Below are 25,918 nucleotides of genomic sequence, written 5' to 3' on the forward strand. Positions count from 1 at the left end.
GATCAGCAGTCACTACAAAAAAGGAAAAACAAGCACGGATAACTACGCCCATAAACCACCAAGGCCAGCAGGCAAGCCTTGGCGCTTTCTGGCCTTGTTCGTTAGTGGTAAGCTATAAATACAAAAAGTAAAATGCCAAGATACAAGGAAAGGCTTAACGACTGGGAAATTAAAAGCCTGAAAGAAAAGGTTAAATTAATTTCATTCAAGTCAAAGGCTGGCTCACTATCCTTAATATTACTGGTCGTGATTATTATTTCTTTATCATTAATAAGTCCGTATCTCCCTCCCCGTTATGGATGGGGTAACTGGTCACCGCCTAATGATTTAGATGAGTATTTTTCACAAGCTCAAACAATTTGGATTGTCATACCTTCAATTTTATTAATCGGATATACAATTCACACAATAAGGACAAAAATTGATTTCTTTTTGGCATATAAGTGGATTAGCAACTATAGGATAACAGAAGTCATAAGTTTTGGAGTAATTAAAATACTATTGTTAGACAAATGGCATCTATTTGTAATTAGAGCTAATCAGCAGCACTTCGACTCTGTTGAGCAGGGACAATTTATAACAATAAGAAAGACTGGTACACTAAGAACTATTGACTTTCTCATTACAGAAGAGAGTCAAGCCAAACAAAAAAAGCCTACCACTAACATTGTATAAGAGTCAGCATCCGCCGACGGCCTCCGCCGTCTTTCATACTAACCGTTGGCAAATATTTAGGATGAACAAAATATCGATTCTTCTACTAACACTCATAGTGTTCCTTAATACATCATGTGCAGAAAAAACCAGACTTGCTTCACCAGATAAAGCAGAGACAATAACGGTTATCAGAAAAGGAGCAATACTATACATTATAAATGGCTCCAAAAACGCAGTGCCTGATACTAATTATGTAAAATTAAGGATGATTAGTGTCGACTTAGGTAGTGAAATTGCTATATGTTGGCAGCCTGAACATCTTGAATGGGATTTAGTGGCTGACGGTACAGAAATTTTAATTAATAAACTGGATACTACCAAATATAAGTTTAGGACTGGTTTTCCACTAGATGGAAGGGGTATACCTACTCCTGTTAGATATTATAGTGGTGCAAACTGTGGTTCCTTTAGTACCTACAGCGGTAAAGTCTTCAGGAATAAAGGTATAATAGTGGAATAGAAAAACATTTGCCAACCAAGTGCAGCCTTTATGCTTGGCTACGCCTCGCCATCGGCTGCACGAGTACCGTTGAGCAATATATTAATGAACAAACTTAAATAAGAGAAGAATGAAAAAAGGAATACTAACACTGTGCTTGATGGGTATCGGTGCCCAAGGGTTTTGTCAAGATATACCTAAAGGGGAGCTACATGTTTCTATTTCTAAAGGCACAAGTGAAATACTTCGATCAAAGTTAGAAGGAGCAGGAAGTTATGATGGAGATGGGTTTTATGGCATTGGCATCTCTTACCTGAAGCCATTGAATAGCTGGCTTGATATAGAAGCAGGTGTGAACTACTCCAAACATACTATAATGTTCACTTCTCATCTTCATCAAGACGGCGGCAAAACTTTTAGCAGCAGCAACTTACAGACTATATCCATACCTGTTGCTTTCAGGGCCAACTTTCTAAAATACCTTTTCGTGAATTTCGGTGCTGTGGCAGATTTTGAAACAAAACACGGTATGCTAGACAACCAATCTGGAATCGGGGCTGTGGCAGGTATAGGGTTTAAATATGGCTTTACTCCAAAGGTCTCTGCATTTGTGAATCCCTTTTTACAGCAACATGCCATCATTCCATTTCATCCAGAAAATTATCAACAAAGAATGCTCGACGCTGGTGTAAGGTTTGGAGTTGGTCTTAAATTGTAGAACTTATAAGTGCCTAAAGAGCTACACTGCCCAACCAAACCTATAGTGCATAAACGCACCATAGCAAACCCGTTAACATAAAAAGAAAGCATGAAAACTAAACTTTTACAGCTACTCTCCCTGGCAGCCCTTCTTAGCTGCCATTCACCCAACGCACAGGTAGAGAACCAGGACGGGCATTCTCCTGATGCGGGCAAAGATGTTATGCGGGAAGCTACATCCAGCCCCGTTGACCAGGCTCCCCGAATAGCGGAAAACGAGGAATATCTTGATTGGAACAGCGTACGCATCAACGGCAAACTTCCCTTAACTACATCGGTGAAGAACATAGAGGGCATTTTAGGCAAGGCCGACAGTGTGGTGAGTATAGATTGGAATAACACATGCTCATCAGGCTACAGAAGTGCTGCTTCAAAGAATGCCTATTTTAAGGGCGTGGAGTTCGAGCAGTTCGGGGATTCCCTGAATTTCATACAAGTCAATTTCTCCAAGGAACACAATGTGTTTTTACAGCGTGGGAATTTGAAGCTGAACCATGCCACAACTCTGGAAGAAGTAGAAAAGCACTTCCCAAACGCAGTTAAAGACATCAGCAAGAGTTATTATATTATAGATGGTAAAGAGACGGACGCCGTTAACTTGCCACCCTCTAAAGAACTTACTGACAGGCAATGGATTCTCATGTTTCAGGACGGTAAGCTGATCAGGATAGACAACTGGCTTCCGTGCTAGCAATTACTTTAAGTATAACTTCCCTGTTTGCCTAAGTATCTGTGGTACCTGGGCAGCTCTTTGGCTAAATCCACTTACCTGCTAAATCCACTTACCTAAAACACGGAAACCAAAGCAGACAACCAAATCATGACAAACAAAAGAACCCTCTTAGCCGGAGTATTAACCGTTTTCTTCTTCTATTCCTGTAGCCAGCAGGTTGCCCGGGAGCAAGATTCAGGTGAGGCTGAAGTTGCCAAAACTGAAGAAGCTATAGTTACTACGGAGGCTTTTGAGTCCGATACAACCTACAATTTCGAATTGATGCCACCTTCGCCTGATACTTTCAAGCTTGTTAGTCAAAGCCAGTACTTCTACTATCCTTTCGGCAAGTTCTCGACACCAGAGGATTTAAAAAGCCACTATAGCAACAGGTTCAGCTTTGTTGATGAAACCTCACCTTTATATAGTGACGGATCTGAGGTAATAACATTGTACAGACTAAAGATGGACAAGGGGTTTGTAAAATTCCTTCATACAACCCAAGAAGATGATTCAGAAAATAATGATATTGCTATCGTTTCAGCTAAGATCACAGAGCCATCTATCCAGATGATAAACGGGCTGAAAGTTGGCCTGACGAGAAATGAAGTTAGGGAAATCCTTTTCAGCAAAGGCGAGCCGCACAATCTCAGGAGCTATAATAATATTACAATAGAGACAGCCTCAACTGGTGTTTGGGTACATCTGAACTTCGAAAACGACAGACTAAAAAGAATCCTGGTTGATACCGATTATCAGTTAAACAAAGAATGATTACAGGCTCATATCTTTCAAAACATGTACCAGCACCGTTAACAACCTAACAACACAACTATAAGCCACAAACCATGCACCCAATCATCAGAAACATTTTAGCCATAGTCGCTGGTATTGTTATCGGCAGTACCGTAAATATGGGTATCCTCAATATCAGCGGTTCCATTATTCCGCCACCCGAGGGCGCAGATGTTACCACTTCCAATGGCCTGAAAGCAGCCATGCACTCGTTTGAGCCAAAGCACTTTATCTTCCCGTTTCTAGCGCACGCCCTGGGCACCTTTTTTGGCGCATTTGTAGCCGCTATAGTTGCAGTCACACACAAATTTAGATTCGCGATGGCTATTGGGGTATTCTTCCTGGCAGGCGGAATTGCCAGCGTGTTTATGCTGCCTTCGCCAGTGTGGTATACTATAGTTGACCTGGTGTTTGCCTACCTGCCAATGGCTTACTTGGCATACAAACTAGCGCCTAATAAAACTAAGTCAACTATAGCTTAAAGCAACAAGCAAACGATAAAAACATGAGCACACGCTACGGCCTGCATGGTAAGCTTACCGCTACCGAGGGCAACAGAGATAAACTGGCAACTATACTGTTAGAGGCTTCCAAGCTGGTATCAACCGCAAAAGGCTGCCAGCTTTATATGGTGAGTATTGATGAAGCTGACGAGGACGCTGTCTGGGTTACCGAAGCCTGGGACAGCAAACAAGACCACGATAACTCGCTGCAGGTGGCAGGCGTGCGGGAGCTAATAGCGCAGGCGATGCCGCTGCTGGCCGGTATGCCGCAGAAAGGACAGGAACTTCAGATCTTGGGCGGGGCCGGTATTAACTAACACAAACTATAGTTTACACCATGAAAGTGAAACCACTATACGCTTTTGCAGCTATCGTTATGCTCACGCTGGGTGCTTTGCTCTTTATCTGGAAAAGCAATGACCACCTGGAGTGTGAAGAAACTATAGTTCGTACGACAGATGCAGCCGGAAATCCGGTTGTGGAGAAACAGCACATCTGCAGAGAACAATTCAGTATTTAACAGCCAAACACCCTATGCGTAAACTTTTAGCCCTTGCCTGCCTGGTAGCTTTGTATAGTTGCAGCGGCCCTTCCGAAGCAGATTTAACTGCCCTAGCCCCTACTGAGACCTTTCCGGATGACACTTTTCTGGAAACCGCTACTCAAAAACGGGCGCTTATAGTTACTGCCCACGATGATGACCTGGTAGGTATGTCGGGAACTATAGCCAAACTACAGGAAAACGGCTGGGACATAAAACAGATCACCTTCACCAGCGAAAGCTCCGAGCGCGACTCAGCACTGGTGCAGGCAGCGCAGCTGATTATGGACGATGTGGAGTTTATCTGGAAAGCGCACGACCAGCGCCGTTCCGATTTTGGCCAGACCGAAGCACCTTACATGCCCATTACCAAAGCCGACATTGAGAAGGTATTTAACAAAGCAGAACTTGCGCAGCTCTTAACGCAAAAGATAAACGACTATAACCCGGCCGTGATCTTTACCATGGATAGCGAGATTGGAGGTTATGGTCACCCCGAGCATGTGCTGGTAAGCCAGTTGGTAGCCGATTTGTTTAATGCCGGAACTATAAAAGCCGAGCGCATTTACCAGACCGTGTACCCCGACAGCATGGAAGACAAGATCCTGAAAGAGCGCCTGACCAAACAGCTGGAAGAATGGGGCTACCCAAACCCCTATATGCTGGCACTGGAAGTTTATGGCCCAGAAGGGATGCCAGACCCTACCACACAGGTTAACATACAGGATCAGGCCGAGGCTAAAATGCAGTTTTTACATTCATTCCGCGAAGAAGAGCGAAACACAATCGGGCAGTTCATTCCGCTTTTCCAGCACTTCAGCCACGACGTATACTTTAAGGTATTCGACCGCGAGTTCTTCAGAGTGATCTCAAAAGAACAGCAGGCACAACTATAGTTTAGGCCTCCTTCTTAACATCAGCCGGCAGCGGTAAGCCAGATGGTTTTACTGCGCCGGCTTCTTTCTTGAGCTGCTCGCTAAAAAAGCGCTTGTGCTTCATGCCGGCTTCGCGGGCCTCTACTTCAAACTTATTATTATAGTACCCTACGCGGTAGCTCTCTTTCAGGTAAAGCCACAGAAACCGGAAAAATCCATGCTCCTGAAACTGCCGGATGTGGCACAGCTCATGCTCAAACCAGCCTTTATCATCTAAAAAGGTTTGCCTGTCTACCCCGCTCAAATGGATGCTTTTCCCCAACACCATGGCCACATTCGGGCTTTTTAAAACCATGCGTGCAATCCGTGCAAACAGCGATCTTTCTACAATTTTATAGTCCATTTTCTCAGAGTCTGATTTTATACTTTTCCTAACATTCAGCTAAACTATAGCCTGATACCAAGAGGCCAAAGGCATGGTTTTAAGGGTGAATGGATTTAAATATCTAGCCAACGCAATAAAGCCCCCTGTTTGCCTGTTAAAGATTTTGTACTTAATTTTGCACATAGCAGCAAAAACAAAAAGGCATTTTAATGCTCTTGGCGTTTTTTGATACAAAAATCTGCTTAAATAAGGTGTAACTGTTTGCCTGCCCGGGCAGGAGATAACAAGCCAAACTTTATGAAAAAAACCATCATTCTAAGCCTCCTGGCGACTATGTCGCTGGTTCTGTCATACTTTTACGAAGTAACGCCGGCTGAGTCGGCGGAACTGACTGAACACGTAGCTGTCGCAACTATATCGCCGCTTGCCATTAACTCCGGCGAAGACATGGCGGCCGCTCTGATTGCCAAAGAGCCGCTTATTACACTGCCTGCACCTGAGCCCGAACCGGAAACTTATTACTCGAAAGAGCTGAAGATGCAGTTTGCCACCAACCAGAATAAGGACCTGATCGAGACGGTTGCAGACTGGCTGGGCACTCCTTACAGCTATGGCCGCAGCTCCAAAAAAGGCACCGACTGTTCCGGGTTCGTAACCAGTATTTACCGCGATGTATACGGCATCGACCTGAGCCGCAGTTCGCACAACATGTTTCAGGATGTAAAGCATATTAAAAAAGACAACATCCGCACCGGCGACCTGGTCTTCTTCCGTCGTGGGCCCAAGCAGCCGATCTTCCATGTAGGCATCTATCTTAAAAACGGCAAGTTTATACATTCTGCCACCAACGGCGGGGTAATGGTAAGCTCGCTTAAAGAACCTTTTTACAGGAAAAATTTTTACGCAGCCGGCCGCGTTATCTAACCTGCAGCAGCTAAACTATATTACAAGCCTTACAGCCACCTGTAGGGCTTTTTTGTGGGCCGGGAGCACAACAATTTTATAGCTGCCAAGTATAGGTAGGTTGTTAATACTTTATCAACTTTGCACCGCAAACGGCACATACATTTAAGGCCACCCCAAACGTTATACTTACACATACTATAGCCACACAACTATGAATAACCAGAAGGCACCAGATGGTAAAAATATCTCTGAGAGCTCCTTTTTCAAGAAAATACTGGCCAAAGCCGAACGTTACCTGAAGCACCCGGGCGAGGTAACCAGATTGCTGAACGAAGCATTTAAGAAAGCTACCGCCAAAAAAAGCGTGGGCAGCCTGGCAGCCGAAGCCTGGGAAAGCCTGCAGTTGCTGTCGCGTATGATTAAGGCTGCTGTTGCCGGCGAGTACAAAGGCATTCCGACTACTACCCTGGTAGGTGGCGTGGCTGTAATTATTTACTTTATTACCCCGATAGACCTTATCCCGGACATTATACCGGTAATTGGCTTGCTGGATGATGCCAGTTTGCTGGCCTGGTTTATGACCAGCATTAAAGCCGAACTGGACCGCTTTAAAGAATGGGAAAGCATGCAACACGAGCAACAGCGCCAGGCAGCACACAACCAAAGTCAGCATAACGCAGATCCTTCGTTTGGCACCCCGAAATACAGCGACCAGCCAGAAGGCCAGGTGCATGTAGAAAAGGGCGGCGAACTATAAAATTCCGTATACTGATACTATAAACCTAACAATCTATATCTATGAAGCCGACTGACAAAAAACAGAACAACGCAGAAGAACAAAAAAAGCCAGCTGCAGATAGTGCTTCGCAGGGCCATGCTACCAAGCCTCAGGGCACCGGCCACACAACTGCCAACAAGGAGCCGACGCTGCGCAGTGTTACCACCGACAGCAGCCGGGTACACAAACACCGTGGCGACGACCTGCCAAGCGGAGGTAACATTCGCTAAAAGTGTTTTTTTTACTATAACCGCCCTGCCTATACTATAGCGCAGGGCTTTCTTATTCCAGCAACTCACAAAAGCACGCTCTATCGCTCTGAATGCGTGTTTTTATTGCCATAACAGCACACCAACAAACCGACTGAAGCCTAACTATAGCTGCACAATATAGAACAATTCAAATACTAAGATTAAACTTAAGTTAGAAAAAAACGCTGCTATATATTGGATTGCTAAGGCAATAATTCTCTATCTTTGATTTTAGAGATTTTGTACTTTAACTTTTAGCCAAGGTGCCTGCAACATTTTTAAAGCTCTCATCTGTTAATGTCCACATTGACGGTATCGGGAAAGTGCTGATCGAGCGCAGCGACAAAGCTAAGCGTATCAGCATTAGTGTACGCCCTCTGAAAGGAGTAAGAGTGGCCGTTCCGCCGCATATTAGTTTCGACAAAGCAGAGCAGCTTATTTACACAAAAGCCGACTGGATACGCGAACACCAGCAACGCATGAAAGAACAGGAAACGAAAGTTACTGTTTACGATGCCGACACGGAGTTCAGAACCAAGTTTCACAAGCTACGCCTGCTTACACATGCACAATACACGATGCGCTGTGTAATTGAAGACGGTTACATTAACGTGTTTTACCCTGCTTTTAAAGATGCAAGCGAACCTGAGGTTCAGAAATTCATCCGTAAATCGGTGGAAGAAGCGTACCGCAAAGAGGCCAAGGAATACCTGCCGCAGCGTGTTGCCTTTTTCGCCGAACGTTTCGGGTTTAGCTACCAGAACGTGTTCATTAAGAACGCCAAAAGCCGCTGGGGTAGCTGTTCACACACCAACAACATCAACCTGAACCTGCACCTGATGCGCCTGCCCGATGCCCTCTGCGATTACGTGATCCTGCACGAGCTGGCCCACACCGTAGAAAAAAACCACGGCCCCCGCTTCTGGAAACTGCTGGAAAAAATCTGCGGCAACTCCAAAGCCCTGGATAAGAAACTAAAAGACTACAAGATCTCGATTTTCTAAGCTATCGAAACACAATTACTTTAAGATTTTCAAGATTAAAAGATTTTAGGGTACTCAGCAACTATAGTTTTGCTGTGGGTCCTGAACTGTACGATCAATAAGAAAAGGCGCTACCTGTGTAGCGCCTTTTCTATTTTTATTTGAAGATTCTATGTCAAAACTATTCTAGAACACAAACCCCAAGCGGAGGCCACCACTAGAGAATGTACTGAAAGATAATTTACCTTCTCCTTCTATCGTTCTGTCGCTAAAATCATGCTCTTTATAGTCAACTTCAATCTTACTGAAATGCTTGTAGGAAACACCTGCTCCCAATTCAAATCCTAGATAAAAGTTCTTGATGAGATATACATCCACCCCCGCAATTGCATTCAGGCCTACGCCAATGTGGCTTCCCCTTGGACCATTGTCGCCCCATGCTCCATTTATCACTCTTATATCATCTTCATATTTGCTGTAAGCATATGATAACGGAAGTTCAGCTCCTATGTATGGCGAAATCCGACTAGTACCTTCAAAGTGGCGTTCGATACCCGGTGAAACAGTTATTTTTCCATAGTGAGCTGTTTCAGCAACCCCTTGGTGAGTGTCTTCAAAAAAAGCCCCGATCCCTAGGCGCAATGCTTTGTCATCAGATGTAAACTTACGGAACCGAAGCTGGCCACCATTCAGGAATGTTCCGCTGTTAAAGTTAAAGCCAACTTCAGCTGTTTTATCTCCCGTAACAGGCTTAAAGTCTGATGTTGTGGATGCAGGCAGCTCCTGCGCCTGAGTAGTGAAAATTGTTACGAGGGCTAACGCCAGTACCAGGAATGTGTTTTTCATAAAAGTTTGTTAAGGTTTAAATATGTCATTAATCCACACATCCAAGCAATAAGCGTTCCATATATATAAATCGATCAATATTTAATTGCAATTCACTCCCAAAACCTATCCAGAAAAACAAAAAAGGCGATGCATTGCTACATCGCCTTTCTCAAACTATAGTTTCGGACCTTAAACGGCCTGCTCTTCTTTCATCTTTTTCAGGTTCAGGAGCATGTCGGCAGTCATGGCATCCAGGTCGTAAGCTGGTTTCCATCCCCAGTCCTGCTGCGCGGCACTGTCGTCGATGCTCTGCGGCCACGAGTCGGCAATTTGCTGACGCGAATCTGGCTTGTAGCTGATCTCGAACTCCGGAATGTGCTTTTGGATAGAGGCTGCAATCTCTTTTGGAGAGAAGCTCATAGCGCTTAGATTATACGAACTGCGTACTTTTACCTGCTCAGCCGGAGCATGCATCAGGTCCAGCGTAGCTTTCAGGGCATCCGGCATGTACATCATTGGCAGGTACGTGTTCTCGCTCAGGAAGCACTCGTAGCTGGCACTATCTTCCAGGGCTTTGTGGTAAATGTCTACGGCATAATCGGTAGTACCACCGCCTGGTAAGGCTTTGTAACCGATCAGGCCAGGGTAACGCAGGCTGCGCACATCAAGGCCATATTTCTCAAAATAATATTCGCACCAGCGCTCACCAGCCTGCTTGCTGATACCATACACGGTGTTTGGGTCCATGATGGTGTGTTGCGGAGTGTTCTGACGCGGCGTGTTCGGGCCGAAAACCGCGATAGAGCTTGGCCAGTAAACTTTTTCTACTTTCTGCTCCAGGGCCAGGTCCAGCACGTTAAACAGACCGTCCATGTTCAGTTTCCAGGCAAACTTCGGGTTCTTCTCGCCGGTTGCCGACAGCACAGCAGCCAGGTGGTAAATCTGCTTGAACTTATATTTTGCGGCCAGTTCGCCCATTGCTTTGGGGTCCAGCACGTCTATCTTTTCAAAAGGTCCGGAATCGCGTAGGTCGGCTTGTTTGGGTGCTGCAATATCTGCTGCCACTACATTACTTCCGCCATACATATTGCGCAGCTCCAGGGTGAGCTCTGAGCCAAGTTGCCCGCAGGCACCAATCACCAATACCGTGTCGCTTGTGTTTGCCATAGTTAAAGAAAAATCAGTTACGCAAAGTAACCTATTTCAGTGCAATCCTGAAAGTATAAACTATAAGAAACACATGCCTTTGCAGAAGATTGTTGCCTAAATGCAAAAAGAGCAACCGTATGCAGCAGCTGCTCTTCCTGATACCAAACTAAACTAACTTTTTATCTAACCTTGAAACAAAGGTACACCCGGCAACTGAGCTCCGAAAGCGCTGACAACAGACTTAAAGATTAAATAACATGGCTCATGCCGTACTGGCTTGCGCACCGGATTTTCCTATATTTGTAGGTATGAGCCACTGTGGCCTGATTGATACTGCATGACGTTTGAAGAATATCTTGTAAAGAAGCGCATAAACAAAGCTGCATTTGCCGCCGGAGACCCCGACCGTTTTGCGGCCTGGCAGGATATGTACGCCCAGATGCACCCAAACAGCTTTTATGTGGCTGTGAAGATGGTGATAAATGATGTGCGTCTGCGGTATCATTTAAAAGAAGAGGATATTCCGAAAGCGGCTCCGGCCCCTGCAGCGGCCCGACCGGTTATGCGACGTGCTGCTCCTGCAGCTACAACGACAGAAGCACCGTCTGTTCCACAGGAAACACCTGCAACTGAGGCTACTCCGAAACCACGCCCAGTAGTAAAACGCCCAACTATAGCCAGGCCAACTTCAACCGAAGGCGAAACTATAGCTCCGGAAACAGCACCACCAACCGAGCCAGCTAAACCTTTGGAGCAGCCAGCTAAGCCGCGTCCGGTTATCAAAAGGCCGGTTATCAGTAAGCCAGCTGCTACTACCGAAGGTGAAACAGAAACAAAGCCTTCCACCGAAAGCCCCGCTCCTGCTGCCCGCCCACGGCCGGTAATTAAGCGCCCGGCTGCTTTACAAAAACCTGCTGCAGAAGACGAATCTAAGCCAGAACCAACAGCACCTGAGCAAACTATAGCTGCGGCTACGGAAGATAAGCCTGCAACGCCATCACCACGCCCAAGGCCGGTGATAAAAAGACCAGCAGCGCTTCAGAAACCAAAAGAGGAAAAACCGGCTGAAAGCAAAACCGAACCGGAAACTATAAAACCAGCCGAAGCGGAAACTGCTGCACCAGCAACAGAAGCTCCAAAGCCAGCCCGCCCAAGACCAGTGATCAAGCGGCCTGTTGCACTACAGAAGCCGGCTGCGGAAGAGCTTCAGGAAACAAAAGAAACATCTGCCGATGAACAAACTATAGCTGCACCTGTTCCGGAAGTTGAAAAGCCAAAGCCGCCAAGGCCGCGCCCGGTTATTAAACGACCGACACCTGCTGAGCCAACTATAGCAGAAGCCAAACCACAAGAACCGGCACAGCCAACTATGGAGAAAACTGCGGAACCAGAAGCGCCTGCTGCCCCAACTATAGCACCAGAAACGCCAATGCAAGAACCAGCAGATGAAACTATAAATCCAAAGCCGCCGCGCCCAAGACCGATCATCCGGAGGCCACCGCCAAAAACCGATGAGCCCGGCGACGCAAGCGGCGTATAACTATAGTTTGTACCTTTAACAAAGCGAGTAACGAACAACGATAAAAGAATAACGAAATATGTACGAAACCTTAAAACCGGATCTGGTACAGCAATTGAAAGAGATTGAAGCTGCCGGATTATATAAAAAAGAGCGCATCATTACTACGCCTCAAGGCGCTGATATCGACACAACACAGCAGGCGCATGTTCTGAACTTCTGCGCGAACAACTACCTGGGCCTATCGGCTCACCCGAGAGTTATTGAGGCTGCCAAGAACGCGATCGATACACACGGCTACGGCATGAGCTCGGTGCGTTTTATCTGCGGTACACAAGATATCCACAAAGAGTTGGAGCGCAAGATTTCTGAGTTCTTAGGCACTGAAGATACTATTCTGTATGCAGCTGCTTTTGATGCCAACGGTGGTGTATTTGAGCCACTTTTTGATGCTGATTCAGCTATTATTTCGGATGCCCTGAACCACGCTTCGATCATTGATGGCGTGCGTCTGTGCAAGGCACAGCGTTTCCGTTACGAACATAACAACCTCGAAGACCTGGAAGCCAAACTACAGGAAGCACAAAGTGCCAAGCACCGCATTATTGTAACAGACGGCGCCTTCTCAATGGACGGAACTGTAGCACAGCTGGATAAAATTGTAGCCCTTGCCGACAAGTATAAGGCTGTACTGATGGTGGATGATTCGCACTCCACGGGCTTTATGGGCAAAACAGGCCGCGGCACGCACGAGTACCACAACGTAATGGGCAAGATCGACATCATTACTGGTACACTGGGCAAGGCACTTGGTGGTGCCATGGGTGGTTTTACATCCGGCCGTAAAGAAATCATTGACATGCTGCGCCAGCGTTCACGCCCTTACCTGTTCTCAAACTCACTGGCTCCGTCTATAGTTGGCGCATCTATTGCAGTGCTGGATCTGCTCAGCTCAACTACAGAACTACGCGATAAACTGGAGTGGAACACCAAGTACTTCCGTGAACAGATAACCGCTGCCGGCTTCGACATTAAGCCAGGTGACCACCCGATTGTACCGGTAATGCTGTACGATGCCCCTCTTGCTCAGGAATTTGCTGCCCGCATGCTGGACAAAGGCATTTACGTGATCGGTTTCTACTATCCGGTAGTTCCAAAAGGTCAGGCCCGTATCCGTGTTCAGCTATCTGCCGTGCACGACCGTGTGCATATTGATAAATGTATTGCTGCCTTTACCGAAGTTGGTAAAGAACTGGGTGTGATCAAGTAAGCTTAACTATGGGATTTCATCACATGCCGGCGCGAGCTTTGTAGCTCGTGCCTTTATACTAATTGCATGAATGAGTGACACGAGCTGAAAGCTCGCCGGCATGTGATAAGCCAGTAAAATAATGTAGAAAAGCCGCTCCAACTATAGGAGTGGCTTTTTTTATGCTCCGGAATTACTAACTTGACGTTTAAACAATAGATACCTTATGGAATTAGTCACTCCCGGCCTTAGCCCATTAGGCTATAGTACCATCGTAACTTTGCTTATAGTTTATTATGCCGGGGCACTGGTATCGCTCATTCACCTGATCTTTAAATCAGATTATAACTTAACAGAACGTTTACTCTGGATGCTGGCCTTGTGGCTGCTGCCTATAGTTGGTTTGATAGCCTACTGGGTATTCTGGAAGAGACGCACCAGAAATTAAGCCGCACTCACTGATTTTTCGGAAGGGCTTATAGAGGGGCGCTGGTCGGTGTCGAACAGGAACTGGTTGAGTTTTACGCGCAGGTCAGCCGATGAAAGGTTACGGAAGGCTTCGCCGTTACGCACCAGGGCAATCTGACCGGTCTCTTCTGATACTACCAACACTATGCTGTCTGTGATCTCGGTTAAACCAATAGCAGCGCGGTGACGCAGACCCATGGATGCCGGAATTTCCTGGTTCTCGGATACTGGCAGAATGCAACGGGCTGCTTTAATACGGTTGTTGGCTATAATTACAGCGCCATCGTGCAGCGGACTGTTCTTGTTAAAGATTGACATCAGCAGTCGCTTAGAAATAACTGCATCAATCAGATCTCCAGACTCGGCGTAGTATTTCAGTTCAGAGCTTTTTGCGAAAACGATAAGTGCACCTGTGTTCTTGGCAGCCAAAGACTTTGAGGCTTCAATAAACGGTGTCAGACTTAGTTTCTCGGTAGTATCGCGGCGCCACGGGAAGCCCCAGAAACGATCGTGGTTAAAGGCGGTGGTTTTACCGATGAGCAGCAGGAAACGGCGGATCTCGGGCTGGAACAGGATGATGGCAGCAAGCACACCCACGCCCATAAACTGACCCAAAATAATACTGAGTAGTTCCATGCCCGCAGCACGCACCACCAGGTATAACAGGTAAATAGAGAGCAGGCCTAAAAAGATCTTGAGCGCCACGCTGCCGGTCAGCAGCTTGTACAGCTGGTACAGCAGCACCGTTACGAGCAGGATATCAATAATATCCAGCAGCTCGATCTCTAAAAACCCTATCGTGAATAAAAATATCAAAGTGTTGTTTTCTTGTAAAGTTCTACTGCCTGCTTAGTTTCTTTTACGTCGTGCACGCGCAAAATATTGGCTCCTTTCATCAACGCGATCGTGTTCACAACTATAGTACCAGTTAAGGCATCGGTCTGGTGGATGCCCAGCGTTTTATATACCATTGATTTGCGCGACATGCCCACCAGCACAGGTAAACCCAATATACGGAAATCTTCGAGTCTGTTTAGCAACTCAAAGTTATGTTCTGTCGTTTTCGCAAACCCAAACCCCGGATCGAGTATGATATCGTTAACACCAAGCTTGGTGAGTTTCGCCACCTGTTGTTGCAGTTCGTCCAGCACTTCTACGGTCACATTGCTATAGTTCGCCAGCGTCTGCATAGTTTGCGGGGTGCCACGCATGTGCATCAGTATGTACGGAACCTGCAACCGGGCCACAGTTTCAAACATCTTTTCGTCCAGCGTACCGCCTGCTACATCATTAACTATAGCCGCGCCAGCTTTTATAGTTGCCTCAGCCACATCTGCCCGAAAAGTATCTACCGAAATCACCACATCCGGAAACTCTTTAACTATAGCTTCGATGGCCGGTATCAACCGATCCTGCTCTTCCTGCGACGAAACTTCTGCTGCGCCGGGGCGTGTGGAATAACCGCCAATATCCAGTATATCGGCCCCTTCCGAGAGCATAACTCGCGCACGTTCAACAGCTTCTTCGGCGGAGCTCAGGCGGCTGCCGGGGTAAAAAGAATCGGGGGTAATATTGAGAATGCCCATCACCAGCGGCGTGTCCAGAGAGAGCAGCTTTCCGCGGCAATTGAGTGTGGATTTTTTCTTAAAAAGCGTATCTTTCGAATCCAATGTAGGCATTTAGGTCTATTGATTTTAAAATTAAAGCTAAAAAGTTGATTAGTCAAACACTCCAGGAATATAATCAGGTAGTACAGCGCTGCAAAGATACTTTTGTTAAAAAGACGAAAGATTATGGCACGGCCTGGCGCGTGCTCCGGCTACCTTCTATTACCGATCAGATCTTTATCAAGGCGCAGCGCATCCGCTCTATACAGGAAAAGGGCAAGCAACTGGTGGAAGACGATATCCGCGATGAGTTTGTAGGCATTATAAACTACTGCGTGATCGCCCTGATGCAGCTTAGCCTGCCAGCCGACGCCGAGCAAACCCTGCCAGCCGACGAAGTAGAGCGCCAGTACACGCACCACATCGAGGAGAACATAAAGCTGCTCACGGCCAAAAACCACGATTACGGCGAAGCCTGGCGCGACATGCGTGTCAGCTCCATCACCGACATTATCCTGATGAAACTATACCGCACCAAGCAAATAGAAGACAACGAAGGGCAGACGCTGATCTCAGAAGGTGTAGAAGCCAACTACCGCGACATGATCAACTACGCCGTCTTCGCGCTGATAAAGCTGGGTGCCGGGGAGAAGGTGCAGTAGGTTTATAGTTTGATGCTATAGTTGCCGTTTCCTTTTTGTCATCCCGAGCGAAGCCGAGGGATCTTATACAGCATAGCAGGAGGACACATAAGATGTCTCGACTGCGCTCGACATGACAGTAAGGTTTATAGTTACTCTTAAACTTACTTTATAAACAGCCCGACATGAATGTTGTTAACTTGATTCTGGCCATCTTCTTTTCTATGCTCAGTATAGGATTCTTTTTCTGGATGAAGGAGATACTAAAGAAGAGCGGATATAAAGTAAGTGGTTTCGTTAGCCCGGCTGACTATGTGAGGATGTTTGATCTGGTATCTGGCACAGAAGACAGAAGCAAGAAAAGGAAGTATGTAACCTTACTATTAGCTTCAATTGCAAGCCCAGTTTTAATGTTTGTTTTCTTCATAACAGGCGCAGAATCCGTTGATGAATGGCAGTGTCGGCGCTATAATGATTACTTAGCTCATTCTGTTCAGGGAGTAGTAGTTGAAAAATATATTGACCAGCCAAACCATGCACTCAAGACTTTAACAATAAATGTGAATGGGTCAACTTTTAAAGAAACAGAGCTAACTTTAGCTATTCCTGAGTTGTTTGATTTTGTTGAAAAAGGAGATACCATTTTTAAGGAAGCTGAAAGCCCTTATGTGTTGGTAAAGGGCACAAATGGAGAAACCCAATTTTCTGATTTAGACAATCCTTGTAATATCAGTAAAGACAAACTATAAAGTTATTAACTTTCTAAATCTTAACCTTTCTAACTGAAAGCAGATCATGAAATACATCACCAAATTCTTCTGGCTCTTTGTGGGCGTGCTGTTCATCTTTTCGGGGTTGATTAAGATAAACGACCCGGTAGGCACCGCCATTAAACTGGAAGAGTATTTCGAAGTTTTCTCTACGGATATTGCGCCGTTCTTTAAATCGCTGGAGCCTGCTGCGCTGTTTCTGTCTATTTTCCTGAGTGCGCTGGAAATTGTGCTGGGCGTAGCGTTGCTGGTGCGCTGGAAACTGAAAGAAGTACTGTGGCTGCTGCTGGCCATGATCGTGTTCTTCACCTTCCTCACTTTCTACTCGGCCTACTTCAATAAAGTAACCGACTGCGGCTGCTTCGGCGATGCTATTAAGCTTACCCCTTGGGAGTCGTTTACCAAAGACATTGTGCTGTTGGTAATGATCATTGTACTGCTGATGACGCGCCGTTACCTGCAGCCATTTATCAGCCAGAAAGTGGGTGCAACTATAACCGCTCTTACGGCTATCCTTGCGGTGGGTATTGGTTGGTTTGCCTACGAGAACCTGCCGTACATCGACTTCCGCGCTTATAAGATCGGCAACAATATCCCGACACTCATGAAGCCATCAGCACCGCTCAAGTACAAGTACATCATGACCAAGGGCGGCCAAGACCAAGAGTTCCTAGAATACCCAACTGATACCACCTGGACTTTTAAAGAAATGGTAGCCGTTAACCCGGAAGCCGGCCCGAAAATTACAGATTTCAATGTCTGGAACGATGAAGGCAACTATACCCAGGAGGTGCTGACCGGCAACAAGCTTGTAGTTATTGTGCATAGTGTAGCCAAAGCCGACACAGATGACTTTGAACGCATAAACGCCCTAATTGCCGCCGCCGAAAAAGAAGGCATCACGCCATTGGTACTTACTAGCAGCAGCGCACCAGAGTTTGAGTTGTTCCGCCACGAAGTAAACTTGGCTGCCCCTTACTACTTCGCCGACCATACGGTGCTTAAAACCATTATGCGCGCCAACCCGGGCATCTGGCTGCTAAAAGATGGGACCACCAAAGGCCTGTGGCACCACAACAACACACCAACTATAGACGAAGTGAAGGCTGCGCTTGCTAATTGATATCGCTACTCAACATTGTCATCTCGACGTCAGGAGAGATCTATTTAAAATTTCAGATAGATCTCTCGCTTATGCTCGAAATGACAACTATAAGAACTATACTTTAAAGATAAATATGAAAGCAAAACTACTACTGGTACTGTTCCTGTTTGTTTTTTCTGTTGCTTTTGCGCAGGATAACAAGAAGGCTGTTGAAACAAGGTTAACAGAATATCTAAATTACATGATCAGTAAAGACTTCAACAAAGCGATGGATTACGCTCCTGACGAGTTGTTTGAAATTGTTCCGAGAAGTCAGATGGTTATGGCAATGGAGAAAGTTTTCAGCGACCCTTCGATGGAATTCAATATCTCAGAACCTAAGATACTACATGCCGGAGATACTGAAAAGATTGAAAACAAGCACTACATGCTCTTAAAGTATTCTAATGTGCTTAAAATGAAGTTTAATAATGCTGATGAGAAAACTGAGACTGAAGATGAGCGAAAGTTCAGAATAAGCCTGATGAAACTGTCATTTGAGAAGATGTTTGGCGAAGGAAATGTAAAGTATGATAAGAAAACTGAGTTCTATGACATTTACGCTGAGAAAGACGTTTATGCGGTCTCAAAAAATGGAAAAACAGACTGGAGGTTTGTAGTTGTTGACAAGGACCAGAAATTAATACTCGGTAAACTTTTGCCTAAGCAAATTATAGACAGAATAGATTTCAGCAAAAACTAGCAGCTATAGTTCCGGGCTTCCTAGTCCGGAAGAGCGGGTTTAAAATAACAATTAAGCCATTCAACAATTTAACCATTAAGATTAAATGAAATTCATAGGATTTATACTTAGCCGACTGGGGCACGGCCTGCTGATTATGCTGGGTGTGTTGGTGGCGGTATTTTTCCTGTTCAACGTGTTGCCCGGCGACCCCGTAGCGATGCTGGCCGGACAACGCTCCGATCTGAGCACCCGCGAAGCCATCACCAAAGACCTGGGCCTGGATAAACCGCTGCCTGCACAGTTGCTATACTATATAAATGATGTGTCGCCGTTGTCGGTGCATGAGGATACGGAAGCCAACCAACAGAAATACGAGTACAAAACTATAGTTTATTTTGGCGACGATGTGCTGGTCTGGAAGATGCCTTACCTGCGCCGCTCGTTCCAGAGCAACAAACCTGTAACCGATATTTTGTTAGATCATTTCCCGGGCACACTGTGGCTGGCTGTTGCAGCTATGCTCATTGCTACTGTATTTGGGATACTTTTCGGGGTACTGGCATCACTCAAACCACATAGCACCTTAGATCATACCTTAATCACCACATCCGTACTGGGCATATCAGTACCATCTTTTGTAGCGGCTATCCTTATTGCCATTACGTTCGGTTTTTATTGGAGCGACTGGACCGGCCTGAGCCTGACCGGCCAACTATACGAAATAGATCCGTTTGAAGGAAAAGAGCTTAAATTGCAAAATCTGCTACTTCCAGCTTTTGCGCTGGGTATCCGTCCGCTGGCGGTTATTGTGCAGCTTACGCGCAGCTCAATGCTTGATGTAATGTCGCAGGATTATATTCGTACGGCCCGCGCAAAAGGACTGAACAGAAGTAAAGTTGTAGTTGGGCATGCGCTCAAAAATGCGCTGAACCCAGTAGTTACAGCTGCTTCGGGCTGGATGGCTTCACTAATGGCAGGCGCATTCTTTATCGAGTATATCTTTAACTGGAAAGGCTTAGGCTCTGTAACCATACAAGCTGTTCAGAACCTTGATTTCCCGCTGGTAATGGGTGCCACGCTGTTCGTCGCGTTCCTGTTCGTGCTCATCAACATCTTCGTAGACCTGCTCTACGCCGCCCTGGACCCACGCGTGAAACTGGATTAACGCTGTGCTACGCTAATTAGAAATTAAAAATTAGAAGTTAGAAATGATTTTATACTCCATTACTTTCCACCAATTCATAATTTCTAATTCATAATTTCTAATTCATAATTTCTAATTCATAATTTCTAATTCATAATTTCTAATTCATAATTTCTAATTCATAATTTCTAATTTAAAGAAAATGCTAATTTTCTTAATCGGTATGATGGGCAGTGGCAAGACCACGCTAGGCAAAGAGTTAGCCGCAGAGCTGAACTATAGTTTTGTGGACCTGGATGCTTTTATCGAAGAAAAGGAAGGCAGAACTATAGCTGAGATTTTTGCCCAGCAGGGCCAGCAGGGTTTTCGGGAACTGGAGCACAAGGCCCTGCAAACTATAGTTGCGAACTATAGCCAGGCAGTAGTGGCTACCGGTGGCGGCGCACCTTGTTTCTTTAATAACATCCAGCTAATGAATCAGGCTGGTGAAACTATTTTCCTCGACGTGCCAATAAAAATGCTTGTCCAAAGACTCTCACAGTCAGACTTATCTACGCGTCCTTTGCTGGCAGGCAAAACACAATCCGAACTAATCTCGTTCTTAGGCAAAACATTAGCAGACCGCCGCCAGTTTTATGTACAAGCAAAGCACCTAGTTGCTATGCCTCCGTATACTATTAATGCACTGCTGAAATTGCTCCTGCTGTAACTGTAGTCAGCTGTACCCCTTTTTACTACCTGGTTCCCGGTTGAGCAATTATTGTGCTTTATTTAGTTTTGCGGCCTAAAAAGAACCAAAGCGTAACTATAAACTATGAAACCCAATCACAAAGGAAGAGCTCAGATCTTCGAGAACCCTGTTCTTGAGCGGCTCACCAGAACCCACATCGCCCTTCCTATTTCTATTTTCATTCTTATTTCGGCAGGGCTTATTTACTATGGCTTAACTTATGGCTTTATTGATGTACTCGAAGCCATCGGATTTTTCTTTTTAGGCTGGCTTATATTCAGCCTGATCGAGTACAGCGCCCATCGCTTCGTTTTTCATATGGACACCGATACACCTATGAAAGCGCGCATACAGTACACTTTCCATGGCAACCACCACGAGTACCCGAAAGACAAAGAACGCCTGGCCATGCCTCCTATAGTTAGCGTGCTTATAGCCTCGTTCTTCTTTTTTACATTTAAACTGATTTTCGGGCCATTTGTATTTGGCGTGGTAGCTGGTTTACTGTTTGGCTATGCCATGTATTTATTTGTGCACTATGCCGTGCATGCCTATGCACCGCCTAAAAACTTCCTGAAAACACTCTGGATCCATCATAGCATCCATCACTATAAAGACCCTGAAGTAGCCTATGGTGTATCGTCGCCGCTTTGGGATTATATTCTGGGCACCATGCCCAAACGACAGCAGCGTTAAAAACTAAAAAGGAGCCTTTCGGCTCCTTTTTTTATCTTCTCAGTTTCCTGAATATCCAGGCGATCAGCACCACGACCAGCACAATTATGATAAGAGCGGTCCACATGCCGGCTTTAAAAATATTCCCCACCAGTTCGCAACTGCTCAGGGTAAAGGCCATCAGCACAAACAGCGTGGCCATATATAATCTCAGGTTGTTCATAGTTTAACATTTAATCCGGCGCTAACAACATGGACTTCTGCCTGTTAAAGGCTATCACCGGGTTATATGAATATATCGCCATGTGTATTAAAAGATACTGTATTGTGCCTTAAAAGGTTGAGCTTTACCTACTCTACATTTAAAGCCCTGGTTCTTTAAATTTTCCGCTCCGGTAATGAGGCCACTACTTGGAATTTAATACAGTATACATACACACTTGTATATAGAGCCTTAACTATATATATTGTGTACTATTTATTATTCCTTCATACTCAGCTTTATCGCGCTTTCTAAAGCATAGATAACGGAATATGCTGAGGAAGAAAGTGGTCAATTATCACTGTTTATTCTATACACTCTTATGCAACAATTTTACTCATTGGCCTTTATCTGGCTAAAAACAAGCTTACCAAACTCTGCTGGAAAAGAGAGGAGGCAAAATCGTCTCCTAAACGGCAGCATCTCAGTTAAGTCTGTTCCGCTTCTGCTATTTCTCGTTTTTTTCATATCGCTGAATTCAGGATACGGACAGAGCAGCTATACCTGGCAACCGGTGAGCAAAGCAGGTATTTCTGATGGGATAATCTCCAGCACTTCTATTGCACTGGATGCTGATGGTGTACCTTATATTGCGCTTAGCGAAGAGATTACTAACAGCTACCGCGGCATGGTTTTGAAGTATAATGGCATCGGGTGGGACAGAGTTGACTACTCCGGCTTTGCAAATACCGATGTTTATTCTCCCTCTATCGTAATCAATAAAGCAGGCATGCCATATGTGGCCTACAGAGGCTCTCTCCAAAGTAACTTTAAGGCAGTAGTTAAAAACTTCAGGGATAACCGTTGGTGGGAAGTTGGCTTTGACGGCCTGTTCCCTGGCGAGGGAGGTGGCATATCTGTTGCCGGCGATTTTCCTTCTATAGTATTAGATAAAAATGGCCTGCCTTATGTGGCAGTTCAGGATGAAACAAACAGCAACAGGCTAACAGTCCTAAAATTCGATGGATTCAGATGGTCAGTAGTTGGCACTGCTGGTATTTCTGCAGGTGTGGCGTATAACCCCTCACTTAAACTCGACGCAAATGATGTACCTTATGTGGCATATCAGGATGGCGCAAAATCAGGAAAAATAAGTGTAGCGAAATTTAACGGTACCGACTGGGTGTTTGTAGGCAACGATCGTCTTTCAGATGATATGGCCACAGAGCCCTCTCTTGCTATAGATGCTGCCGGCACACCGTATGTTGCTTACTCTGAAGGTACTAATAAAGCGGGCATCGTTAAGAAATACAATGGCTCGGCCTGGGAAGATGTAGGTACCACAAAATTTGCTGAAGGTGGGGCGCTCACCATTTCGCTGGTTATAGATGCGACCGGCGTACCTTATGTTGCTTACCGTGACTATGCAAATGGCAATAAAGCTACTTTAAGGAAGTTTAATGGCACAACCTGGGAGCAGGTTGGCGCTGCTATTTCAGCAGGTGCTGCATACTATCCCTCGCTAGCTATAGATGCCTACGGTACACCATATGTTGCCTTCCAGGATGGCGCGAATGGTGATAAAGCTACTGTTATGAAGTTTGTGCCTGCTGCACCTGTTATTACAAGCCAGCCGGTATCTAAGAGCGTGGCAGGAGACCCCAGCGTGAGCTTTACAGTAGAGACAACCGGCGAAGGTACCTTGCGGTATCAGTGGCAGGTTAGCCAAGATGGCGGCATATCATTTGTAAACATCCGGGATGGTTTAGGTTATGCCGGAGCTACTACTCCTGCTCTTACAATTTCTAAAGCATCCATTTATATGGACGGTTACAAATACCGTGTACTGATTAACAATGGCTCTGTTATTACCTCCAATGTAGCAACCTTAACTGTTAGTATGCAGGGGCATGAAACCGCAACGGTATGGCAGGTAGTGGGGGCTCCGGGCTTTTCTTCGAGTTATGGAGGTTACCCCAAAATAGTTGTTGCCCCGGACGGGACACCTTACGCTGCTTTCGCCGATGCATCTGCAGGCGGCAGTGCCACAGTAATGAAGTTTAATGGTAAGCAATGGGAGTTGGTGGGCAGTGCCGGTTTTTCAGGACGAATGCTGCTAAGTGTAACAACCGACCAACTGAGTTTTACAATTGCTGCCAACGGTACACCTTATGTAGCTTTTACAGATGAAAGCAACGCTAGTAAAGCAACTGTTATGAAGTTTAATGGTACCGAGTGGGTTACTGTAGGAGCAGCAGGTTTTACTCCATGGTTGGCTTACGATCCGGCATTAGTTATAGATGCAAAAGGCACTCCCTACCTGGCATTTAATGAAGGCGGCGCTACCGTTATGAAATTCGATGGTACAGCGTGGGTAGTGTTAGGTAATAGCAAATTTAACGACAACGGATCAGTATCCGGCCTTGATATGGCTTTTGATGCCAGTGGCCTGCCTTATGTTGTATTCTCAGAATACGGGCATAATGCCGGCAAGGGCAAAGTAATGAAGTTTGATGGAACGAGCTGGGTAACTATAGGAAGTGGAAGTTTTTCAAATGGAGAAGCAAAATATACTTCACTGGAGCTGGATGCTACAGGTACTCCCTATGTAGGCTTTGTTGACGTAGCTGATAACAATAAGGCCAAAGTAATAAAGTTTAATGGCACTGATTGGATAACAGTAGGAGCGGCAAGTATGCCTGGTTACCATGCCGACCGAACGTATCTGGCACTAGATGCTAATGGCGTACCTTATTTATCTTTTACTAATAAGGAAAGCCGTAACTATGCAACTGTTATAAAATTTAATGGTACAGAATGGGAAATTGTAGGTAACACAGGTTTCTCCGGGAACCAATTAGATGACTTCTCATTAAGTCCTGACGGCATACCTTATGTAATCTTCTTTGATTCATCTAATAGAGGAAGAGCTACAGTTATGAATTTCTCGACTAATAACGCGCCTACTGACATCGCACTTGTTAACCCAACTATTGATGAGAATATTGGTGATGGTGTTGTGGTTAGTGGCTTTATTACAACTGATGCTGATGTCGGCGATACCCATACGTATACCCTGGTACCAGGAGAAGGAGCTAATGATAACGGCTACTTTACAATAAGTAATAATGCTCTTAAGCTCTGGTATTCGCCTGACTACGAATTCAAAAGCTCTTATAGAATCAGGGTAAGAACCAGTGATGGGAAAGTGAACGGATTCTTTGAGAAAGCACTGGTGCTACAGGTAAACGACTTGGATGAAATTGCTCCAGCCAACTATAAGGTAGCCTTTAATCAAAGCCTGATTACCTATAACACTAAGAGCGATGTCACAATAACGGTAACAGAAGCAGAAGTTGGAGCGACCTATAACTATACTATAACCAGTTCCGGGGGCGGTACTCCTGTAACAGGCGCAGGCGAAGTAGCTACAGCTGCATTTGATATCTCTTCTATTGATGTTACGCCTTTATCAGACGGACAACTAACTGTTGCACTTACACTAACTGATGAGTTTAAAAACACGGGAACAAAGGCAACTGCTCAGACAACAAAAAATACGCGTTACGTTATTGGCGCCGCAAGACCAGCATCTGTAAGAGTGCCATTCCTGACTACTTTTGCGCAGGCAAGCAGCAGTCTGCCTGCTACTGTAGAAGCCACCTACCTGGATGGTAGAAGAGAACCACTTCCGGTTACCTGGAATGGAGACACCTACAAGGGTACAGAAGCCGGTGTTTACGAACTGATTGGCACACTGACGCTGGTAAAAGGAACTATAAACCCGGATAATATAAATACTTATATTCTGGTTGAAGTAGCGCAGAGCAAAGCACCCACTGCTATTCTTATAAGCAAGAATACAATTGCAGAAAACAGCGCAGTGGGCACTATAATAGGTGAATTCTCAACAAACGACCCTGATGCCGGAGATGAACACACTTATAAGCTGGTAGATGGTGACGGAGACACAGACAACGCACTTTTCACAATTGAGGGCAATGTACTGAAGTCAGCGCAGATATTCGATTTTGAAACGCAGAGCAGCTTCTCTATCCGTATCCAGACCAAGGATATGGGTGGGATGACCTTTGAAACCTCTAAATTGATTCTGGTAACAGATGTTTACGAGGCGCCTACCGGTATTGCAGATGAGCATTATGCAGGCTTAAAGCTGTATCCTAACCCAGCCAGCCAATACCTCAGCATCAGTTCTGATAAGTTGATTGAGTCTGTTAGCCTGGTAAACAGCCAGGGCAAAGTGGTACTTACCAAACGGAACAGAAGCATGCAGCTGCAGCTTAACACAGAAACGTATGCTCCGGGAGTGTATACCGTGCTTGTAACATCTCAGGGCAAGATCTACAGTCGCCGTATAGTTATAGTTAGATAAACGGGCAACTATAGCCAATACAAATCATAAGTTAAAGGTATGGTTGGTTGAAGCATTTCACCCAACCATA

The 25,918-nt window shown here is 45.5% G+C and carries 30 protein-coding genes; 24 read left to right on the plus strand and 6 right to left on the minus strand.

What is annotated here, in order from left to right; translation table 11 throughout:
• Positions 1–132 precede the first annotated feature (132 nt).
• From GXP69_RS00005 to GXP69_RS00045, 9 genes are all read left to right on the plus strand, one after another.
• Positions 133–675 (plus strand): hypothetical protein, encoded by a 543-nt coding sequence (locus GXP69_RS00005; RefSeq protein WP_163910656.1) that lies wholly within the window; start codon positions 133–135, stop codon positions 673–675.
• Positions 676–736: 61 nt separating this feature from the next.
• Positions 737–1,177, plus strand: a complete 441-nt coding sequence (locus GXP69_RS00010; protein WP_163910658.1) for a hypothetical protein — start codon at positions 737–739, stop codon at positions 1,175–1,177.
• Positions 1,178–1,286: 109 nt separating this feature from the next.
• Positions 1,287–1,874 (plus strand): porin family protein, encoded by a 588-nt coding sequence (locus tag GXP69_RS00015; protein WP_163910660.1) that lies wholly within the window; start codon positions 1,287–1,289, stop codon positions 1,872–1,874.
• A 90-nt stretch (positions 1,875–1,964) separates the two neighbouring features.
• Positions 1,965–2,606, plus strand: a complete 642-nt coding sequence (locus tag GXP69_RS00020; protein WP_163910662.1) for a hypothetical protein — start codon at positions 1,965–1,967, stop codon at positions 2,604–2,606.
• A 129-nt stretch (positions 2,607–2,735) separates the two neighbouring features.
• A complete protein-coding gene (locus GXP69_RS00025; protein ID WP_163910663.1) occupies positions 2,736–3,401 on the plus strand; it encodes a hypothetical protein in 666 nt (221 codons plus the stop codon).
• Positions 3,402–3,475: 74 nt separating this feature from the next.
• Positions 3,476–3,904, plus strand: coding sequence for a hypothetical protein (locus GXP69_RS00030; protein ID WP_163910664.1), 429 nt, complete (start codon positions 3,476–3,478; stop codon positions 3,902–3,904).
• Positions 3,905–3,927: 23 nt separating this feature from the next.
• A complete protein-coding gene (locus GXP69_RS00035; protein ID WP_163910666.1) occupies positions 3,928–4,242 on the plus strand; it encodes a putative quinol monooxygenase in 315 nt (104 codons plus the stop codon).
• Positions 4,243–4,262: 20 nt separating this feature from the next.
• Positions 4,263–4,445: a hypothetical protein gene (locus tag GXP69_RS00040; RefSeq protein ID WP_163910668.1), complete on the plus strand. Its 183-nt coding sequence runs from the start codon at positions 4,263–4,265 to the stop codon at positions 4,443–4,445.
• Positions 4,446–4,459: 14 nt separating this feature from the next.
• Positions 4,460–5,362 (plus strand): PIG-L family deacetylase, encoded by a 903-nt coding sequence (locus GXP69_RS00045; protein WP_163910670.1) that lies wholly within the window; start codon positions 4,460–4,462, stop codon positions 5,360–5,362.
• A 1-nt stretch (position 5,363) separates the two neighbouring features.
• On the opposite strand, the gene GXP69_RS00050 is transcribed toward GXP69_RS00045, so the two are convergent.
• Positions 5,364–5,744: a hypothetical protein gene (locus GXP69_RS00050; RefSeq protein ID WP_163910671.1), complete on the minus strand. Its 381-nt coding sequence runs from the start codon at positions 5,742–5,744 to the stop codon at positions 5,364–5,366.
• Positions 5,745–6,023: 279 nt separating this feature from the next.
• Here GXP69_RS00050 and GXP69_RS00055 point away from each other — a divergent pair, with 279 nt between their 5' ends.
• The 4 genes from GXP69_RS00055 to GXP69_RS00070 all read left to right on the plus strand — a co-directional run bounded on the left by GXP69_RS00055 (position 6,024) and on the right by GXP69_RS00070 (position 8,665).
• Positions 6,024–6,650, plus strand: coding sequence for a C40 family peptidase (locus GXP69_RS00055; RefSeq protein WP_163910673.1), 627 nt, complete (start codon positions 6,024–6,026; stop codon positions 6,648–6,650).
• A 193-nt stretch (positions 6,651–6,843) separates the two neighbouring features.
• Positions 6,844–7,389 (plus strand): YkvA family protein, encoded by a 546-nt coding sequence (locus tag GXP69_RS00060; protein WP_163910675.1) that lies wholly within the window; start codon positions 6,844–6,846, stop codon positions 7,387–7,389.
• 41 nt (positions 7,390–7,430) lie between these two features.
• Positions 7,431–7,640 carry a hypothetical protein gene (locus GXP69_RS00065; protein WP_163910677.1) on the plus strand — a complete coding sequence of 70 codons (210 nt, stop codon included), beginning with the start codon at positions 7,431–7,433 and terminating at the stop codon, positions 7,638–7,640.
• Between the two features lie 284 nt (positions 7,641–7,924).
• On the plus strand, positions 7,925–8,665 hold the full coding sequence (locus tag GXP69_RS00070; RefSeq protein ID WP_163910679.1) for a M48 family metallopeptidase: 741 nt from the start codon (positions 7,925–7,927) through the stop codon (positions 8,663–8,665).
• Between the two features lie 165 nt (positions 8,666–8,830).
• Here the strand turns inward: GXP69_RS00070 and GXP69_RS00075 are convergent, their stop codons facing one another.
• Both GXP69_RS00075 and GXP69_RS00080 read right to left on the minus strand, forming a co-directional pair.
• Positions 8,831–9,490 carry a hypothetical protein gene (locus GXP69_RS00075; protein WP_163910681.1) on the minus strand — a complete coding sequence of 220 codons (660 nt, stop codon included), beginning with the start codon at positions 9,488–9,490 and terminating at the stop codon, positions 8,831–8,833.
• Between the two features lie 171 nt (positions 9,491–9,661).
• Positions 9,662–10,639, minus strand: coding sequence for an NAD-dependent epimerase/dehydratase family protein (locus GXP69_RS00080; RefSeq protein ID WP_163910683.1), 978 nt, complete (start codon positions 10,637–10,639; stop codon positions 9,662–9,664).
• Positions 10,640–10,958: 319 nt separating this feature from the next.
• Here GXP69_RS00080 and GXP69_RS00085 point away from each other — a divergent pair, with 319 nt between their 5' ends.
• The 3 genes from GXP69_RS00085 (at position 10,959) to GXP69_RS00095 (ending at position 13,837) form a co-directional block, all read left to right on the plus strand.
• A complete protein-coding gene (locus GXP69_RS00085) occupies positions 10,959–12,161 on the plus strand; it encodes a hypothetical protein (protein WP_163910685.1) in 1,203 nt (400 codons plus the stop codon).
• Between the two features lie 58 nt (positions 12,162–12,219).
• A complete protein-coding gene (gene kbl, locus GXP69_RS00090) occupies positions 12,220–13,410 on the plus strand; it encodes a glycine C-acetyltransferase (RefSeq protein ID WP_163910687.1) in 1,191 nt (396 codons plus the stop codon).
• Between the two features lie 205 nt (positions 13,411–13,615).
• Complete coding sequence (locus GXP69_RS00095) at positions 13,616–13,837, plus strand: PLDc N-terminal domain-containing protein (RefSeq protein ID WP_163910689.1); 222 nt, start codon at positions 13,616–13,618, stop codon at positions 13,835–13,837.
• Here GXP69_RS00095 and cdaA read toward each other — a convergent pair.
• Together cdaA and folP are read right to left on the minus strand one after the other, a co-directional pair.
• Positions 13,834–14,673, minus strand: coding sequence for a diadenylate cyclase CdaA (gene cdaA, locus GXP69_RS00100; RefSeq protein ID WP_163910698.1), 840 nt, complete (start codon positions 14,671–14,673; stop codon positions 13,834–13,836). The genes GXP69_RS00095 and cdaA overlap by 4 nt on opposite strands.
• Positions 14,670–15,536: a dihydropteroate synthase gene (gene folP, locus GXP69_RS00105; RefSeq protein WP_204281870.1), complete on the minus strand. Its 867-nt coding sequence runs from the start codon at positions 15,534–15,536 to the stop codon at positions 14,670–14,672. Before folP ends, cdaA begins: the two co-directional genes overlap by 4 nt.
• 35 nt (positions 15,537–15,571) lie before the next feature.
• Between folP and GXP69_RS00110 the strand changes: the two genes are divergently transcribed.
• The 7 genes from GXP69_RS00110 (at position 15,572) to GXP69_RS00140 (ending at position 21,274) form a co-directional block, all read left to right on the plus strand.
• Positions 15,572–16,126: a DUF1599 domain-containing protein gene (locus GXP69_RS00110; protein ID WP_163910701.1), complete on the plus strand. Its 555-nt coding sequence runs from the start codon at positions 15,572–15,574 to the stop codon at positions 16,124–16,126.
• A gap of 164 nt (positions 16,127–16,290) precedes the next feature.
• Positions 16,291–16,854 (plus strand): hypothetical protein, encoded by a 564-nt coding sequence (locus GXP69_RS00115; protein ID WP_163910704.1) that lies wholly within the window; start codon positions 16,291–16,293, stop codon positions 16,852–16,854.
• A gap of 46 nt (positions 16,855–16,900) precedes the next feature.
• A complete protein-coding gene (locus GXP69_RS00120) occupies positions 16,901–17,998 on the plus strand; it encodes a BT_3928 family protein (RefSeq protein WP_163910706.1) in 1,098 nt (365 codons plus the stop codon).
• Positions 17,999–18,113: 115 nt separating this feature from the next.
• A complete protein-coding gene (locus tag GXP69_RS00125; RefSeq protein ID WP_163910709.1) occupies positions 18,114–18,722 on the plus strand; it encodes a hypothetical protein in 609 nt (202 codons plus the stop codon).
• 85 nt (positions 18,723–18,807) lie between these two features.
• The gene (locus tag GXP69_RS00130; protein WP_163910712.1) at positions 18,808–19,869 is read left to right on the plus strand and encodes an ABC transporter permease; all 1,062 of its coding nucleotides are present in this window, start codon (positions 18,808–18,810) and stop codon (positions 19,867–19,869) included.
• A gap of 181 nt (positions 19,870–20,050) precedes the next feature.
• Positions 20,051–20,557: a shikimate kinase gene (locus GXP69_RS00135; protein WP_163910716.1), complete on the plus strand. Its 507-nt coding sequence runs from the start codon at positions 20,051–20,053 to the stop codon at positions 20,555–20,557.
• A gap of 105 nt (positions 20,558–20,662) precedes the next feature.
• On the plus strand, positions 20,663–21,274 hold the full coding sequence (locus tag GXP69_RS00140) for a sterol desaturase family protein (RefSeq protein WP_163910720.1): 612 nt from the start codon (positions 20,663–20,665) through the stop codon (positions 21,272–21,274).
• Positions 21,275–21,305: 31 nt separating this feature from the next.
• Here the strand turns inward: GXP69_RS00140 and GXP69_RS18920 are convergent, their stop codons facing one another.
• On the minus strand, positions 21,306–21,476 hold the full coding sequence (locus GXP69_RS18920) for a hypothetical protein (protein ID WP_204281871.1): 171 nt from the start codon (positions 21,474–21,476) through the stop codon (positions 21,306–21,308).
• 553 nt (positions 21,477–22,029) lie between these two features.
• Here GXP69_RS18920 and GXP69_RS19260 point away from each other — a divergent pair.
• Entirely contained in the window at positions 22,030–25,848 is a 3,819-nt protein-coding gene (locus tag GXP69_RS19260) for a T9SS type A sorting domain-containing protein (RefSeq protein ID WP_163910736.1), read from the plus strand.
• Positions 25,849–25,918: the final 70 nt, after the last annotated feature.

The organism is Pontibacter burrus, assembly GCF_010686685.1.
Classification (GTDB): Bacteria; Bacteroidota; Bacteroidia; order Cytophagales; family Hymenobacteraceae; genus Pontibacter; species Pontibacter burrus.

Bases quoted from the DNA above. Each gene is read 5' to 3' on its own strand.
- GXP69_RS00005 (WP_163910656.1), top strand. From the start codon at position 133: ATGCCAAGATACAAGGAAAGGCTTAACGACTGGGAAATTAAAAGCCTG.
- GXP69_RS00010 (WP_163910658.1), top strand. From the start codon at position 737: ATGAACAAAATATCGATTCTTCTACTAACACTCATAGTGTTCCTTAAT.
- GXP69_RS00015 (WP_163910660.1), top strand. From the start codon at position 1,287: ATGAAAAAAGGAATACTAACACTGTGCTTGATGGGTATCGGTGCCCAA.
- GXP69_RS00020 (WP_163910662.1), top strand. From the start codon at position 1,965: ATGAAAACTAAACTTTTACAGCTACTCTCCCTGGCAGCCCTTCTTAGC.
- GXP69_RS00025 (WP_163910663.1), top strand. From the start codon at position 2,736: ATGACAAACAAAAGAACCCTCTTAGCCGGAGTATTAACCGTTTTCTTC.
- GXP69_RS00030 (WP_163910664.1), top strand. From the start codon at position 3,476: ATGCACCCAATCATCAGAAACATTTTAGCCATAGTCGCTGGTATTGTT.
- GXP69_RS00035 (WP_163910666.1), top strand. From the start codon at position 3,928: ATGAGCACACGCTACGGCCTGCATGGTAAGCTTACCGCTACCGAGGGC.
- GXP69_RS00040 (WP_163910668.1), top strand. From the start codon at position 4,263: ATGAAAGTGAAACCACTATACGCTTTTGCAGCTATCGTTATGCTCACG.
- GXP69_RS00045 (WP_163910670.1), top strand. From the start codon at position 4,460: ATGCGTAAACTTTTAGCCCTTGCCTGCCTGGTAGCTTTGTATAGTTGC.
- GXP69_RS00050 (WP_163910671.1), bottom strand. From the start codon at position 5,744: ATGGACTATAAAATTGTAGAAAGATCGCTGTTTGCACGGATTGCACGC.
- GXP69_RS00055 (WP_163910673.1), top strand. From the start codon at position 6,024: ATGAAAAAAACCATCATTCTAAGCCTCCTGGCGACTATGTCGCTGGTT.
- GXP69_RS00060 (WP_163910675.1), top strand. From the start codon at position 6,844: ATGAATAACCAGAAGGCACCAGATGGTAAAAATATCTCTGAGAGCTCC.
- GXP69_RS00065 (WP_163910677.1), top strand. From the start codon at position 7,431: ATGAAGCCGACTGACAAAAAACAGAACAACGCAGAAGAACAAAAAAAG.
- GXP69_RS00075 (WP_163910681.1), bottom strand. From the start codon at position 9,490: ATGAAAAACACATTCCTGGTACTGGCGTTAGCCCTCGTAACAATTTTC.
- GXP69_RS00080 (WP_163910683.1), bottom strand. From the start codon at position 10,639: ATGGCAAACACAAGCGACACGGTATTGGTGATTGGTGCCTGCGGGCAA.
- GXP69_RS00085 (WP_163910685.1), top strand. From the start codon at position 10,959: ATGACGTTTGAAGAATATCTTGTAAAGAAGCGCATAAACAAAGCTGCA.
- kbl (WP_163910687.1), top strand. From the start codon at position 12,220: ATGTACGAAACCTTAAAACCGGATCTGGTACAGCAATTGAAAGAGATT.
- GXP69_RS00095 (WP_163910689.1), top strand. From the start codon at position 13,616: ATGGAATTAGTCACTCCCGGCCTTAGCCCATTAGGCTATAGTACCATC.
- folP (WP_204281870.1), bottom strand. From the start codon at position 15,536: ATGCCTACATTGGATTCGAAAGATACGCTTTTTAAGAAAAAATCCACA.
- GXP69_RS00115 (WP_163910704.1), top strand. From the start codon at position 16,291: ATGAATGTTGTTAACTTGATTCTGGCCATCTTCTTTTCTATGCTCAGT.
- GXP69_RS00120 (WP_163910706.1), top strand. From the start codon at position 16,901: ATGAAATACATCACCAAATTCTTCTGGCTCTTTGTGGGCGTGCTGTTC.
- GXP69_RS00125 (WP_163910709.1), top strand. From the start codon at position 18,114: ATGAAAGCAAAACTACTACTGGTACTGTTCCTGTTTGTTTTTTCTGTT.
- GXP69_RS00130 (WP_163910712.1), top strand. From the start codon at position 18,808: ATGAAATTCATAGGATTTATACTTAGCCGACTGGGGCACGGCCTGCTG.
- GXP69_RS00135 (WP_163910716.1), top strand. From the start codon at position 20,051: ATGCTAATTTTCTTAATCGGTATGATGGGCAGTGGCAAGACCACGCTA.
- GXP69_RS00140 (WP_163910720.1), top strand. From the start codon at position 20,663: ATGAAACCCAATCACAAAGGAAGAGCTCAGATCTTCGAGAACCCTGTT.
- GXP69_RS18920 (WP_204281871.1), bottom strand. From the start codon at position 21,476: ATGAACAACCTGAGATTATATATGGCCACGCTGTTTGTGCTGATGGCC.